14 protein-coding genes and 1 tRNA gene are annotated in these 14,698 nt (G+C 63.6%); 3 read left to right on the top strand and 12 right to left on the bottom strand.

What is annotated here, in order from left to right:
• Nucleotides 1-35: 35 nt before the first annotated feature.
• Nucleotides 36-1,046 carry an ATP-dependent DNA ligase gene (locus LMTR13_RS00590; protein WP_065726227.1) on the top strand — a complete coding sequence of 337 codons (1,011 nt, stop codon included), beginning with the start codon at nt 36-38 and terminating at the stop codon, nt 1,044-1,046.
• Nucleotides 1,047-1,136: 90 nt separating this feature from the next.
• Here the strand turns inward: LMTR13_RS00590 and LMTR13_RS00585 are convergent, their stop codons facing one another.
• The 12 genes from LMTR13_RS00585 to aroA all read right to left on the bottom strand — a co-directional run bounded on the left by LMTR13_RS00585 (nt 1,137) and on the right by aroA (nt 13,967).
• Complete coding sequence (locus LMTR13_RS00585; RefSeq protein WP_065726226.1) at nt 1,137-1,877, bottom strand: metallophosphoesterase family protein; 741 nt, start codon at nt 1,875-1,877, stop codon at nt 1,137-1,139.
• Between the two features lie 255 nt (nt 1,878-2,132).
• Nucleotides 2,133-3,473 carry a bifunctional folylpolyglutamate synthase/dihydrofolate synthase gene (locus tag LMTR13_RS00580; RefSeq protein WP_065726225.1) on the bottom strand — a complete coding sequence of 447 codons (1,341 nt, stop codon included), beginning with the start codon at nt 3,471-3,473 and terminating at the stop codon, nt 2,133-2,135.
• A complete protein-coding gene (accD, locus tag LMTR13_RS00575; RefSeq protein ID WP_065726224.1) occupies nt 3,470-4,411 on the bottom strand; it encodes an acetyl-CoA carboxylase, carboxyltransferase subunit beta in 942 nt (313 codons plus the stop codon). The genes LMTR13_RS00580 and accD overlap by 4 nt, the downstream gene beginning before the upstream one ends.
• Nucleotides 4,412-4,513: 102 nt before the next feature.
• Nucleotides 4,514-5,350, bottom strand: coding sequence for a tryptophan synthase subunit alpha (trpA, locus tag LMTR13_RS00570; RefSeq protein WP_065726223.1), 837 nt, complete (start codon nt 5,348-5,350; stop codon nt 4,514-4,516).
• Nucleotides 5,347-6,564: a tryptophan synthase subunit beta gene (gene trpB, locus LMTR13_RS00565; RefSeq protein WP_065726222.1), complete on the bottom strand. Its 1,218-nt coding sequence runs from the start codon at nt 6,562-6,564 to the stop codon at nt 5,347-5,349. The genes trpA and trpB overlap by 4 nt, the downstream gene beginning before the upstream one ends.
• The gene (locus tag LMTR13_RS00560; protein WP_065726221.1) at nt 6,561-7,220 is read right to left on the bottom strand and encodes a phosphoribosylanthranilate isomerase; all 660 of its coding nucleotides are present in this window, start codon (nt 7,218-7,220) and stop codon (nt 6,561-6,563) included. Before LMTR13_RS00560 ends, trpB begins: the two co-directional genes overlap by 4 nt.
• A 62-nt stretch (nt 7,221-7,282) precedes the next feature.
• Entirely contained in the window at nt 7,283-7,675 is a 393-nt protein-coding gene (locus LMTR13_RS00555; protein ID WP_065732305.1) for a LapA family protein, read from the bottom strand.
• A gap of 71 nt (nt 7,676-7,746) precedes the next feature.
• Entirely contained in the window at nt 7,747-8,052 is a 306-nt protein-coding gene (locus LMTR13_RS00550) for an integration host factor subunit beta (protein WP_057844774.1), read from the bottom strand.
• Nucleotides 8,053-8,223: 171 nt separating this feature from the next.
• Nucleotides 8,224-9,204 carry a signal peptide peptidase SppA gene (gene sppA / locus LMTR13_RS00545; RefSeq protein ID WP_065726220.1) on the bottom strand — a complete coding sequence of 327 codons (981 nt, stop codon included), beginning with the start codon at nt 9,202-9,204 and terminating at the stop codon, nt 8,224-8,226.
• Between the two features lie 193 nt (nt 9,205-9,397).
• The gene (rpsA, locus tag LMTR13_RS00540) at nt 9,398-11,101 is read right to left on the bottom strand and encodes a 30S ribosomal protein S1 (protein ID WP_065726219.1); all 1,704 of its coding nucleotides are present in this window, start codon (nt 11,099-11,101) and stop codon (nt 9,398-9,400) included.
• A gap of 428 nt (nt 11,102-11,529) precedes the next feature.
• Nucleotides 11,530-12,162 (bottom strand): (d)CMP kinase, encoded by a 633-nt coding sequence (gene cmk, locus LMTR13_RS00535; protein ID WP_065726218.1) that lies wholly within the window; start codon nt 12,160-12,162, stop codon nt 11,530-11,532.
• A 467-nt stretch (nt 12,163-12,629) separates the two neighbouring features.
• Nucleotides 12,630-13,967 carry a 3-phosphoshikimate 1-carboxyvinyltransferase gene (gene aroA / locus LMTR13_RS00525; protein ID WP_065732304.1) on the bottom strand — a complete coding sequence of 446 codons (1,338 nt, stop codon included), beginning with the start codon at nt 13,965-13,967 and terminating at the stop codon, nt 12,630-12,632.
• 143 nt (nt 13,968-14,110) lie between these two features.
• Between aroA and LMTR13_RS00520 the strand changes: the two genes are divergently transcribed.
• Together LMTR13_RS00520 and LMTR13_RS00515 are read left to right on the top strand one after the other, a co-directional pair.
• The gene (locus tag LMTR13_RS00520; RefSeq protein WP_065726216.1) at nt 14,111-14,536 is read left to right on the top strand and encodes a TIGR02300 family protein; all 426 of its coding nucleotides are present in this window, start codon (nt 14,111-14,113) and stop codon (nt 14,534-14,536) included.
• A gap of 65 nt (nt 14,537-14,601) precedes the next feature.
• Nucleotides 14,602-14,677 (top strand) — tRNA-Ala (locus LMTR13_RS00515).
• Nucleotides 14,678-14,698 lie beyond the last annotated feature (21 nt).

Genomic DNA, 14,698 nt, shown 5'->3' with positions numbered 1-14,698 from the left:
GAAAGGCTCGTCGGCGCCCCGCCCCCCTTGCGGCAATGGAGGCCCGCTCGGTCGATGTCATCCCGCGCGGCGCGGAATGGCAGTACGAGCCGAAATGGGACGGCTTTCGTTGCCTGCTGTCGCGCCAGGGAGATCTGGTCGACCTTCGCTCCAAGTCCGGCGAGGATCTCGCCCGCTATTTTCCCGAACTGGTTCGCGCCGCGCTTGCATTGAAGGCGACCAGCTTCCTGCTCGACGGCGAAATCGTCGTGCCGCATGGCAAGGCGTTTTCGTTCGACGATCTGCTGCAGCGGATACATCCCGCCGCGAGCCGGGTGAAAAAGCTATCGGAAGAGACGCCGGCGCTGTTTATCGCCTTCGACCTGCTGGCGACCGCCGCGGACAAGAAGCTCGCCGCATCGCCTTTGCAGATGCGCCGGCCGGCGCTGGAAGCATTTGCGAAAGCGCAGTTCAAATCCAGTCCGACGTTTCGCTTGTCTCCGGTCAGCACGAGCTACACCACCGCCCAGAAATGGCTCAAGCAAGCCGGCGGCGGTTCAGATGGCGTAATCGCCAAGCGCGTCGACCTGCCGTATCAGGCCGGCAACCGCGACGGCATGCAGAAGATCAAGAAGTTCCGCAGCGCCGATTGCGTCGTCGGCGGCTTCCGTTACGCCACCAATAAAATCGCGAACCGCAGGGTCGTCGGCTCGCTGCTGCTCGGCCTCTATGACGATGAGGGTCGCCTGCATCATGTCGGCTTCACCTCCGCGATCAAGCAGGCGGACAGACCGGCGCTGACATATCGGCTCGAACGGCTGATCGCGCCGCCCGGCTTCACCGGCAATGCGCCGGGCGGGCTGAGCCGGTGGTCGACCGAGCGATCGGCAAAGTGGTGTCCGCTGAAACCAAAGCTCGTGATCGAGATTTGCTACGATCATTTCAGCGGCGGGCGATTCCGCCACGGCACCTCCATCCTGCGCTGGCGGCCTGACAAGGCCCCGCGGCAATGCACCTTCGATCAGCTCAAGCAGAAAGCTGCCGACCCGATCAAGCTGCTGAAGTGAAGCGGGCGTCGCCCGGGTGAAGCGAAGCGGGTCTGTGTTTGCGGCGCGAATCCGGATTTCGCTTCGCTCCATCCGGGCTACAGGCATCGCTTATCTGATCCATCCTGTCGCCAGCGCGTTCGCGAGTTCTGCCTGACCGTTCTGTCGCGCCAGCGCGGCCATCGCTTCGTGATCATACGGCACATGGCGGAAGGTGACGCGCCAGGCGCCATCAGCAAGTTCGAGGATAGCATAGCGCGCATCCGGCGTGCCGGCTTCGACGACATGCGGAAAGGGATACACGTCGCGATAGCCGGGCGAGCCGACGCTGCCGGGGTTGACGATCAATCGACCATCGCGAAGCCTGACCGCGCGGGCAAGATGGGTGTGCGCGCATAGGATCAGGGACTGCGTGACGCCCCGCCCGCGCTCCTCGATTTGATCCAGCGATGACATTCGCACGGTGCCGTCGGGCAACACCGTTTCCAGCCAGTAGACCTCGTCATGCTCAGGGGTGGCATGGCAGAGGAAGACCCGATCGCGAAACACGGCCGTCTTCGGCACCGCGCGAAGCCAATCGAGATGGCGCTCTTCGAGCTGCGCGTGCGCCGGCCGGTCCCATGATCCCATCTTCTCCGGTGGCCGGTCGATCAGATAGCGGTCATGATTGCCGAGTACGTGAACGGCGTCGAGCGCCATCAGCGCATCCATGGTGAGCCGCGCATCAAGCGGACCGCTCGCCATGTCGCCGAGATTGACGATATCGCCAATTCCTTCCGCGCGGATGTCGGCCAGCACGGCTTCCAGGGCGAGATAGTTTCCGTGCACGTCGGCAAGGGCGGCAAAACGCATGGGGAGTCCAGCTTTTGGCAGGTGATCGTCGTACGGCCTTGCAAGAACGATGCTGCGCCATCTACCTCATTTGGGTGAAACCAGCCTGCAACATTATGCTTACTTCTATTGCGGAGCTTGGGTTCCGACTCGCAGCGTCAAAGCGAGTTGGCTAGAATTTGCAAACACCGGGGCTGGCTAGTTCATAAGCAATCGATATTTCTTCCCGGGCGGCCGCTGGAAGCAATTCCAGCGGTCATTTAATTTTGTGGGACACTAGGCCGGCGGCGTGCCGTTGATGGCGAGCACGTGGCCGGCGAGGTAGAGCGAGCCGGTAATCAGAATCCGCGGCGGCACTTCGTAAGCGAGACGCGCCAGCGCGTGCAGCGCGGCTTCGACACTTGCCGCATTTTCAACGCGCATGCCGAGCGCGCGCGCCGCATCCGCCAGCCGGTCCGGCGGCATCGCATTGTCGCGCCCGGGAATCGACACCGCCACGATGTGCCGCGTCAGTCCTGCGAAATTGGCCAGAAACGCGCCGGCATCCTTGTTCGCCATCATGCCCGCGATCACCACCAAGGGCCGCGACACCCGCTCTTCGAGATCGCCGAGCGCCGCAGCGGCAACGCGGCCGCCTTCGGCGTTGTGTCCGCCGTCGAGCCAGATCTCGCACCCCTTCGGGCCCTGATCGACCAGCGCGCCCGAAACCAGGCGCTGCATGCGCGCCGGCCATTCGGCGCCAACGATGCCGGCCTCGAATGCGCCCATCCCGATCCGGAACGCCTCGATCGCGCGCAGCGTCGCGATGGCAAGGCCCGCATTATCGAATTGATGCCGCCCGAACAGCTTTGGCGCCGCAAGATCCATCAGGCCGCGCTCGTCCTGATAGACCAGCCGCCCGCGCTCGACGCCGACATGCCATTGCTGCCCGGCCGCGTGCAACGGCGCGCGCATGCGGTTGGCCTGCGCCTCGATCACCGCCATTGCCTCCGGCGCCTGCTCGGCGCAGATCACCGGCGCGCCGCGCTTGACGATGGCGGCTTTCTCGCCGGCGATCACCGTCAGCGAGTTACCGAGAAATTCGGTGTGGTCCATGCTGACCGGCGTGATGACGACAGCAATCGGGCGATCGATGACGTTGGTGGCATCTAACCTGCCGCCGAGACCCGTTTCCAGCAGCACGACATCGGCGTCATGCTCTGCGAACAGGCAAAACGCCGCCGCGGTCTCCATCTCGAAAATCGTGATCGGATCGCCCGCGTTGACCTGCTCGCAATGCTCCAGCACCCGGCGCAACTCACCATCATCAGCCAGCCGGCCGCCGCCCTTCTCGCCGAGACGGAAGCATTCGTTGATCCTGACCAGGTAAGGCGATGTGAAGACGTGCACGCGCAGGCCTGCGGCCTCCAGTATCGCGCGCAGATAAGCGATGGTAGAGCCCTTGCCATTGGTGCCGGCGACATGGATCACCGGCGGCAGCAGCCGTTCGGGATGATCGAGCCGCGCCAGCAGGCGGTGCATCCGATCGAGGCTGAGGTCGATCCGCTTCGGATGCAAGGCAGACAGCCGCGCGATCAACTCACCGAGCGGCTGGGGTCTGGCGGCAGGCAGGTTCACGCGTGGGGCGCAGCCGGCACGGCTTCCGGGCTTGAGACGATCTGGACGGGGTCCGTGACCTGCGGCAAAGGCTTCGAGGCTGCTTCGAGCGGCGGCGATCTGGTCAGGAGACGGCACAGCCGCGCCAGCGTCGAACGCATCTCGTGGCGATGCACGACCATGTCGATCATGCCGTGGTCGAGCAGATATTCGGCGCGCTGGAAACCTTCCGGCAGTTTTTCACGGATTGTCTGTTCGATCACGCGCGCGCCGGCAAAGCCGATCAGGGCGCCGGGCTCGGCGATCTGCACGTCGCCCAGCATGGCGTAGGATGCGGTGACGCCGCCGGTGGTCGGATTGGTCAGCACCACGATGTAGGGCAGTTTCGCTTCCCGCAGCATCTGCACGCCGACGGTAGTACGCGGCATCTGCATCAGCGACAGGATGCCTTCCTGCATGCGCGCCCCGCCGGAGGCCGCGAACACGATGAACGGCGACTTCTTTTCAACCGCAAGCTCGAGCCCGCGCACGATCGCTTCGCCCGCGGCCATGCCGAGCGAACCGCCCATGAAATCGAAATCCTGCACCGCGATGACGACGCCGGCGCCCTCGAGTTTGCCGTAGCCGACCTTGATGGCGTCGTTCAGCCCGGTCTTGGCGCGCGCGTCCTTGATGCGGTCCGCGTATTTGCGCTCGTCGCGAAACTTCAGAGGATCGGCCGTGACCTCGGGCAACGCGATGTCGTACCAAGTCTCGTTGTCGAAGATCGACTTCAGCCGCGCCACCGCGCCCATGCGCATGTGGTAGTTCGAACCGGGGATGACGAACTGGTTGGCCTCGACGTCCTTGTAGAACACAAGCTGCCCGGAATCCGGGCACTTGATCCACAAATTCTCCGGCGTCTCGCGACGCAGGATGTTGCGGATTTTCGGCCGGACGACATTGGTGAGCCAATTCATGGTTCGCTCCGAAATGCGGCTAGACGCATTGACTGGATATATGGCGGCCTGGCCTGAATCCGGCAAGCCGCGGTTAACGCCTATTTCCACGCAAATTGTGGCTTATTCCGCGGCCTGCTTCGCGCCCCGGACGCCCTGCGCCAGCGATGCCACGAGATCGGCCACGGCAGCCACCGTCTTGGTGGTCGCCTGCCCCTGGGTGTCGAGGCTGTCGCGCAAGGCATCGACCAGGGCGGTGCCGACCACGACGCCATTGGCCTTCTCGGCAATCCTGCGCGCCGCCTGCGGGGTGCGTATGCCGAAGCCGACGCACACCGGAAGCTTGGTGTGGCGTTTGATACGGGCCACCGCATCGCCGACCACCTTCGAATCGGCCGCCGCGGCGCCGGTGATGCCGGTGATCGAGACGTAGTAGACAAAGCCGGAGGTGTTCGCGAGCACGGCGGGCAGGCGTTTGTCGTCAGTTGTGGGAGTCGCCAGGCGAATGAAGTTGAGCCCGGCCTTCAGCGCGGGAATGCAGAGCTCATCGTCCTCCTCCGGCGGCAGGTCGACGATGATCAGGCCATCGACGCCGGCGGTCCTGGCGTCGTTAAGGAACTTGTCGACTCCATAAATATAGATCGGATTGTAATAACCCATCAGCACCAGCGGCGTGGTGTCGTCCTCCTTGCGGAAACCGCGCACCATTTCGAGCGTCTTCTTAAGGGTCATGCCGCCCTTGAGCGCGCGCAGGCCCGCAGCCTGGATCGACGGACCGTCCGCCATCGGATCGGTGAAGGGCATGCCGATTTCGATGATATCGGCGCCCGCCTTGGGCAGCGCCTTGACGATGTCGAGCGAAGTCTTCGGATCGGGATCGCCGGCCATCAGGAAGGTGACCAGCGCCGAGCGGCCTTCTTTTGCGAGTTCGGCAAAGCGTGCGTCGATGCGGGTGGTCACTGCTTCCTGCCTTTCAGAATCTCCGTGATCTGCGGAATGTCCTTGTCGCCACGGCCGGAAAGATTGACCACCATCAGATGCTCCTTCGGCCGCTTCGGCGCGAGCTCCGTGACCTTGGCGATCGCATGCGCAGATTCCAGCGCGGGGGGAATGCCCTCCAGCCGCGACAGCAGCATGAAGGCGGCGAGCGCTTCGTCGTCGGTCGCGGAAAGATAGGTGACGCGGCCGGTCTCGTGCAGCCAGGAATGCTCCGGGCCGATGCCGGGATAGTCGAGCCCCGCCGAAATCGAATGCGCGTCCTGGATCTGGCCGTCATCGTCCATCAAGAGATAGGTGCGGTTGCCGTGCAGCACGCCGGGCCGGCCGCCGGCGATCGAGGCGGCATGCAGTTGCGTCAGGCCATGGCCCGCCGCTTCGACGCCAAAAATTTCGACCGAGGGATCGTCCAGGAAGGGATGAAACAGGCCCATCGCGTTGGAGCCGCCGCCGATGCAGGCGACCAGCGAATCCGGCAACCGGCCTTCGGCCTCCTGCATCTGCTTGCGCGTTTCCTCGCCGATCACCGACTGGAAGTCGCGTACCATCATCGGATAGGGATGCGGGCCCGCCACCGTGCCGATGCAGTAGAAGGTGTTGTGCACGTTGGTAACCCAGTCGCGCAGCGCCTCGTTCATCGCGTCCTTCAGCGTGCGCGTGCCCGACTGCACCGGCACGACCTTGGCGCCCAACATCTCCATGCGGAACACGTTCGGCGCCTGACGGGCGACGTCCACCGCGCCCATATAGACCACGCATTCGAGACCAAAGCGCGCGCACAGCGTCGCGGTGGCGACGCCGTGCTGGCCGGCGCCTGTCTCGGCGATGATGCGCTTCTTGCCCATGCGGCGCGCGACCATGATCTGGCCGAGCACGTTGTTCACCTTGTGCGAGCCGGTATGGTTCAGCTCTTCGCGCTTCAGATAAATCCTGGCGCCGCCGAGATGTTCGGTGAGCCGCTCGGCGAAATAGAGCGGTGATGGCCGGCCGACATAGTCCTTGAGATAGCCGTTCATCTCAGCCTGGAATGCCGGATCGGCCTTGGCCGCCGCATAGGCTTTTTCCAGGTCGAGGATCAGCGGCATGAGCGTTTCGGCGACGAAGCGACCGCCGAAATTGCCAAAATGCCCGCGCTCGTCGGGACCCGTGCGTAAGGAATTGGGAAGACGTGGATTCATCGGACCATCAGTTCTTCGGTGGCGCGCGCGGCGCGAATGAAATTGCGGATCAGCTCGGGATCCTTGACGCCGGGCGAACTTTCGACGCCGGAGGACACATCAACGCCGCCGGCGCGGCTGACACGGACCGCCTCGGCGACATTGTCGGCGCTGAGCCCGCCCGAGACCATGAAGGGCAGCTTGAGATCGAGCTTTTCCAGAAGGTGCCAATCGAACACGGCCCCTAACCCGCCGGGGCGCGTGGCGCCCTTCGGCGCACGGGCATCGAACAGGATACGATCGGCAACGCTCGCATAGCCGGGCAGCGCGGCGAGATCGGCCGAGGTCTCGACCGCGATCACCTTCATGACCGGTAGCGAGAACTTCGCCTTGATGTCGCGCACACGCGCGATGGTTTCCTTGCCGTGCAATTGCAGCAGTTCCGGCCGCAGGGTCTCGACGATATTTTCAAGCGTCGCGTCGTCGGCATCGACAGTCAATGCCACCTTGGCGGCGCGGCCCTTGACCTCCCGGCCGAGTTCGCGCGCGGTCTCGAGGCTGAGATGACGCGGCGACGGGGAGAAGAATACGAACCCCACCATGTCGGCACCTGCCTCGAGCGCTGTGTCGAGCGTCTCGCGTGTGGACAGGCCACAAATTTTGACGAGCAGGGACATGGTCTCTCAGGGGCGGGTCTAAGGCCGCCATGGCCGATTGGAACAAGTTGACGGGGCGGGTTCTACAACGTCGCGCCCTGCTTGTCTCGCCCGGTGGCCCCGTAGAAGCCGTACTGGGACGGCGCCGGAAGCCGTTGCTGATCGGCCCGGGAAACCGCTGCCGCGGCCCGTAAATCGGCCGCTTCCGCCCGGGCCCGGCGGGCATCCGCCTCGTGGTGGCGCGCCGCCCGGCGCCAGTGGCGCTGGCGGAACCAGGTCGCCACGCCGCCCGCCGCTACCCCCAGAATGGCCACCGTGATGATCACGACGAACAGCGGCATGCTCACCGCAATCGCCGGATCGGTCGAATTGAAGGGATCGAACGACACCGTGACGAAATGGCGGTTGGCGACCGCAAAGACGACGAAGATCAGGCCGAGGGGAATGACGACCAGCGCCGTGAAGAACTTTCGCATGACCATCTCTCGTCGTGATGGAGAAAGGCGGGCACGAGACCCGCAACACGGCTACAAATCGAAAAAATTGCTTACGCGCCGGCCTCGGGCGAGCCGTTGTCGCGGTTCAGCCGCTCGCGCATTTCTTTGCCCGTCTTGAAGAACGGGACGCTCTTCTGGTCGACCGGCACATGGGCGCCGGTGCGCGGATTGCGCCCCGCCCGTGCCGGGCGATGCTTGACCGAAAAGGCGCCGAAGCCACGCAGCTCGACACGGTCGCCGCGCGCTAGCGCTGCGACGATCTCATCGAGGATCGCGTTCACAATGTTCTCCACATCCCGCTGATAGAGGTGCGGGTTGTGCTCGGCGATGCGCTGAACAAGTTCGGATTTGATCATCGACGTTGGGATCCGGGGTCGTGCGGATATCCATTTCCGTGAAAATGCCTTGAACTGTCAAGACGCTAAATCACTTTTGGGCAACGCGAAATGGCGTGACAAACCGCCCGGAAGCGGTTTGTGACAACACCCGCAATGCGGGAGAACGTGGCGGAAGGCAGCCGCTGCGGCTCAATTGGGGGCTGCGGGGCGCCACAATGCCAGCATCCCGTCGAGCGAGAGCTGGTCGACCGCCTGCGCCACGCCAGCCTGCTCGATCTGGCGCGCGATGGAACTCAAGCCGAGCGCATCGAACGCGATGGTGGCCGCCGCCCGCAGAAACGTCAGGTCGCCAAACTGCGGATTCAGCTTGTAGTCACGCACGGGCAGATCGCTCTTGATCTTCTTCTCGGCAACCAGCCACGCGACGGCTGCTTTTTCATCGCCGAGCTGATCGACCAGCTTCAGTTCGACCGCCTGGCGGCCGGTAAAGACGCGACCGTCTGCGACCTTTTCGAGTAGCGCGTCATCCATGCGGCGTCGCTCCTTCACCAGGCCGCGGAACCAGGCATAGGAATCCTTCACCAGCGCATCCAGCGCCGCGCGCGCTTCAGGACTGGTCGGCTCGAACCCGTTGGGCGCAGCCTTCAACGGCGAGGATTTCACCTCCTCGACCTTGACGCCCACGGTCTTCATCAGCTCCGTGAAATTCGGAAATTGAAACAGCACGCCGATCGAACCGACCAGCGAGCTCTGCCGGGCGACGATGTGATCGGCGGCCATGGCCGCGATATAACCGCCTGAAGCGGCCAGCCCCTCGACCACCACCACCAGCGGCTTTTTGGCCTTAAGCCGGACCAGCGCCTCGTGGAGCTGCTCGGAACCGGCCGTCGTGCCGCCCGGCGAGTTGATGTGCACGATAACCGCAGCATGGCTCGATTTCTCCAGCCGCTCCAGCGCCTGGACGCGCTGCTGGTCGCTGCGGATCAGCCCTTCGATATTGACACGCGCGATCGATCCCGATGGCGTCAGCACAGCCGGCCCGCGCGTTGTCGCGATCGCGCCAAAGGTGACGATCGCGGCGATCGTGACAAGGCCGGCCACCAGCCGCCAGAACGTCAGCTTCCGGCGGATCCTGCGGCGATCGACGATCACGTCCGAATCGAGCGACATCGAAATTCTCCTGAAATATCCCGGCCGTTTTGCATTCGCAGCGCTAGCGAAGCGTTATCTGAATACATCAATTGCGACGCAATATGAAGAAAACAAGACCCCGGCTTCTTCCCTTCTTCCCTTGTGGGAGAAGGGAAAACAAAAAGGCCCCGGTCGAAACCGGGGCCTGATGTCGCAGCCAATAAGCGAACGCTTACTTCTCGCGGTTCTTGAGCGCGGTGCCGAGAATATCGCCCAGCGTCGCTCCCGAATCGGAGGAGCCGTACTGCGCGATGGCTTCCTTTTCTTCGGCGACTTCCAGCGCCTTGATCGAGACCTGCACCTTGCGGGCCTTCTTGTCGAACTGGATCACGCGCGCATCGACCTTCTCGCCGACGGCGAAACGTTCGGCGCGCTGATCGTTGCGGTCGCGGGCCAGCTCGGAGCGCTTGATGAAGGTGGTGAAGTCGGTGCCCGAGATCTTCACCTCGATGCCGGCTTCCTTCACCTCGAGCACTTCGCAGGTCACGACCGCGCCCTTCTTGACGTCGCCGGGTTCTGCGAAGGGGTCGCCTTCGAGCTGCTTGACGCCAAGCGAGATGCGTTCCTTTTCGACATCGACGTCGAGCACCACGGCCTTGACCATGTCGCCCTTCTTGAAGTTGTCGATGACCTGCTCGCCCGGAAGCTTCCAGTCGAGGTCGGACAGGTGAACCATGCCGTCGACGTCGCCTTCGAGACCGAGGAAGAGGCCGAACTCGGTCTTGTTCTTGACCTCGCCTTCGACCATCGAACCGACCGGGAATTTCTCGATGAAGACTTCCCAGGGGTTACGCATGGTCTGCTTGAGGCCGAGCGAGATGCGGCGCTTGACCGAATCGACCTCGAGCACCTGCACTTCGACTTCCTGCGAGGTCGAAACGATCTTGCCGGGGTGCATGTTCTTCTTGGTCCACGACATTTCCGAGACGTGGATCAGGCCTTCGATGCCCGGCTCCAGTTCGACGAACGCGCCGTAGTCGGTGATGTTGGTGACGCGGCCGGTGAAGCGCGCGTTCAGCGGATACTTCGCCTCGATGCCCTGCCACGGATCGTCGAGCAACTGCTTCATGCCGAGCGAAATGCGGTGGGTCTCGTGGTTGATCTTGATGATCTTGACCTTCACGGTCTGGCCGATGGTCAGCACTTCGGTCGGGTGATTGACCCGCCGCCAGGCGATATCGGTGACGTGAAGCAGGCCGTCGATGCCGCCGAGATCAACGAACGCACCGTAATCGGTGATGTTCTTCACCACGCCGTCGATCACCTGACCTTCTTCGAGGTTCTGCACCAGCTCCTGGCGCTGCTCGGCGCGGGTCTCTTCGAGAACCGTGCGGCGCGACACCACGATGTTGCCGCGGCGGCGATCCATCTTGAGAATCTGGAACGGCTGCGAATTGTTCATCAGCGGCGCGACGTCGCGGATCGGGCGGATATCGACCTGCGAGCGCGGCAGGAAGGCAACTGCGCCATCGAGATCGACGGTAAAGCCGCCCTTGACCTGGTTGAAGATGACGCCGTGAACCTTCTCGTTGTTGTTGAAGGCCTTCTCGAGCTTGCCCCAGCTTTCCTCGCGGCGCGCCTTGTCGCGCGACAGCACGGCTTCGCCGAGCGCATTCTCGATGCGGTCGAGGAACACCTCGACCTCGTCGCCGACCTTGAGATCGCTTTCACGGCCGGGGCCGGCGAATTCGCGCAGCGCCACGCGGCCCTCGGTCTTCAGGCCGACGTCGATGACGGCCATGTCCTTTTCAATTGCAACCACCTTGCCCTTGATGACGGAGCTTTCCTGCAGATTGCCGCCGGCAAAGGACTCGTCCAGCATCGCAGCGAAATCGTCGCGGGTCGGATTATAAGAAGCAGCAGTAGTCGAAGCCATTTGTTCTCCAATGCGGGATATTGCCGGCCGTTCGGGTTAAAGGGCGCATCGCGCGTGAAGTGTCAGGGGTCCGCAAACCCTGACGACCGCATTTGCGGAGGGCGCAAAAGCGGGCCGGCAGCATGCCTGCACGTTCGATACGTTTGATGTCGCGCATCCGCAAAAGCGAGTACCGGTTCAGCGGAAGAGTGCGCGTAGCGTCAGAAATCCGGAGCCTGAAACGAGTATATCGACTTCAAGAACCTGGAGCGGGCTTTCCTCCAATAACGGCGGGAGGTTCAAACCTCCGGCCGGCCCGCTCGGACAGCCCTGATCTCATCGATGGCGGCCCGGATGGCCGTGGATATAGCCCCACGGGCCATTTTCGGCAAGCCGGAAATGCCCGATTTGCGCCCGTTTCAGGCCACCGTGAGAGGACGAATCCTGCCCTATTTCCGTTGAGCGCGGATGGCCTCGACGATGGCAATCGCGGCGCGAACGCCGGCCTCGATGTCGAGATTGGAATTATCCAGGACATGGGCGTCGTCGGCCGCCTTGAGCGGGGCGGCGGCGCGATTGCGGTCCCGCTCGTCGCGCTTGAGAATATCGGCCAGCACCGCCGCCTCGTCGGCCTCCTCGCCCCGCGCGCGGGCTTCCAGCGTCCGGCGGCGGGCCCGCACCTGCGGATCGGCGACCACGAAAATCTTCACATCGGCATCCGGACAGATCACGGTTCCGATGTCCCGCCCGTCGAGCACGGCGCCCGGCGGATCGGCCGCGAACTGGCGCTGAAAATTGACGAGAGCCTCGCGCACGCTGGGGATCGCCGATACCACCGAGGCGGCATCGCCGATCCGTTGCGTCTTGAGCTCGGGATGGCCGAATTTTTCGGGATCGAGCTCCATCGCGACAGCGACCGCCCGCGCCTCGTCGGTCAGATCAAAGCCCTCGTCCAGCAGCGCCTTCGCCACCGCACGATAGATCACGCCGGTGTCGAGGTGGCGATAGCCGTAATGATGCGCGAGCCGCTTACCGAGCGTACCCTTGCCGGACGCTGCCGGCCCGTCGATGGCGATGATCATGCTAATGCTCGGTTGTCGATTGAGTGCCAAGAGAGCGTTGCAGCGGACGCTCTTCTGTGAAGATATTGCGCGATGCGAATTCGGCTGGACTACTGAAGGTCAGATACTCGCGCATCCCATCGCTCAAATACTCACGTCTCCAATCGACACCGATGGAACTCGTATGCCACGGCTTTTCGAGCCTCCTGGAGGGATTGCTCGTCCATCTGGGAATACCCGCTAGCTTATATCGGCCAGCCAGATAGTGAGCGATCGCCCCTACCATAGCATCGAGCCGGCGATCGCCAGTTAACAGCGGTGCTTCAGCTAACATGGCAGCGCGGACATCCACGTCTGTTGTAGCCACGAAGCGATCGTGAAATTCCGGGAGGACTACGAAGTAGGGTTCTCCAAGGTTAATGCGTGCGACCGCCTGCGCAAGAGAGTCTATCACTTGGCTTGCTCCTCACTTGGCGCAATGCACACTCTCATGAAAACTCAGCCCCCAGCAAGCGCATCATCGGAATGAAATCCGGAAAGCTGGTGGCGATGAAGGCGGTGTCGTCGACCTTGACCGGCTTGTCGGCTGCGAGCCCCATCACCAGCGCCGACATGGCGATGCGGTGGTCCATGTGCGTGGCGACCAGACCGCCGCCGGGCACGTGGCCGCGGCCCTCGACGATCAAATCATCGCCCGCGATCTCGACCCTGACGCCGTTGACGCGCAGCATGTCGGCGGTCGCCTCCAATCGGTCGGATTCCTTGACGCGCAACTCCTGCAGGCCGCGCATAATGGTGGTGCCTTCGGCAAAGGAGGCTGCGACCGCGAGCACCAGATACTCGTCGATCATCGAGGGCGCGCGCTCCGGCGGCACTTCGACGCCGCGCAGTTTTGAGGCGCGCACGCGCAAGCGGGCCATCGGCTCGCCGCCGTCGCCGCGGACCTCGCTTTCCTCGATGGCGGCGCCCATTTCGCGCAGCGTCGTGAGCAGGCCGGTGCGCAACGGGTTGGTCATGACGTCGGAGAAGGTCACATCGGAACCCCCGACGATCAGCGCCGCCACGATCGGAAATGCCGCCGAGGACGGATCGGCGGGCACCACGACCTCGGCACCGTGCAGTTCGGGCTGGCCCGTGAGCGCGATCTTGCGGCCGTGGTTGCCTTCCCTGACTGAGACGATTTCTGCGCCGAAATGTTTCAGCATCAGCTCGGTATGGTCGCGGCTGGCTTCCTGCTCGATGACGGTGGTGACGCCCGGCGCAGCGAGCCCTGCCAGCAGCACCGCCGACTTGATCTGCGCCGAGGCCACCGGCGTACAATACAGGATCGGCACCGGATCGCGGGCGCCATGCAGCGTCAGCGGCAGGCGGCCACCTTCCTTGGTCTCCCCGGCTCTGGCCCCCATCAGTTCCAGGGGATCGAGGATCCGGCGCATCGGGCGGGAGCGCAGCGAGGCGTCGCCATCGAACACGGCCGTGATCGGGCAGCCCGCCACGGCCCCCATCACCAGCCGGCACCCGGTACCGGAATTGCCGAAATCGAGCGGGGAAGCCGGCTGGGCGAAGCCTGCCACGCCGACCCCCCTGACCTGCCAGGCAAAGGGGCCCGTTCGCTCGACCTGGGCGCCCAGCGCCTGCATCGATTTGGCAGTATTGAGGACGTCCTCGCCCTCGAGGAGGCCGGAGATCCTGGTTTCGCCGACCGAAAGCGCCCCCAGGATGAGAGCGCGGTGCGAAATCGACTTGTCGCCGGGAACGCGGACTTTCCCTGCCAGGGGGCCGCTGGAGCGGGATTCCAGTGGGGTGGGGGTGGTTGAATGGGTCAAGATCGTGGTCCTCTGCGCGGGCGGCAGTATCACATGGACCACACGGCGTCACGCGGCCCTCAAATGCTTCAAAGCGCTATTGACACCGGCCTCTCAACTAGCCAAGTGAAGCACCGTTTTTCAGAATTTCCCAGGATCCACACGTGGCCAAATCCGATCTCGGAACCAAGCGTATTTGCCCGACGACGGGTAAGAAGTTCTATGACCTGAACAAGAGCCCGGTGATTTCGCCCTACACCGGCGAGGTCGTTCCGATTGCCCCGATCGCACCGCCGCGGGCCGCCCGTGGCGATGCCGCGCGCGCTGCAGCCGCCGCGTCGGCTACCGCCGCCGCCGATATGCCGGAGGCCGCCGAGGCCGAAGAGTTGGTCTCGCTCGAGGAGGCCGATGCCGAGGAGAATACCGGCAAGGTCAAGGCCGTGGTTCCCGAATCGGAAGACGATATCGAGATCGACGAGACCATCGAGGACGATGACGACGACGATTCCACCTTCATTCCCGACGAGGAGGAGGGCGATGAGGACGTCACCGACATCATCGGCGACGTCGGAGGTGACGAAGAGACTTGAGATCGGCCCTAAACTGTGGTTCAGGGTCGTTGCCCGCACGCCGAATTGAGGCGCGCGATTCTTAAGGGGCCATAGCTCAGCTGGGAGAGCGCTTGCATGGCATGCAAGAGGTCGGCGGTTCGATCCCGCCTGGCTCCACCAGCCTTCGCTTGCTTCGCAAGC

It is taken from the genome of Bradyrhizobium icense (genome assembly GCF_001693385.1).
GTDB lineage: Bacteria > Pseudomonadota > Alphaproteobacteria > Rhizobiales > Xanthobacteraceae > Bradyrhizobium > Bradyrhizobium icense.
The sequence above is the reverse complement of the archived record's forward strand: the minus strand, read 5'-3'. Positions and strand labels throughout refer to the sequence as shown.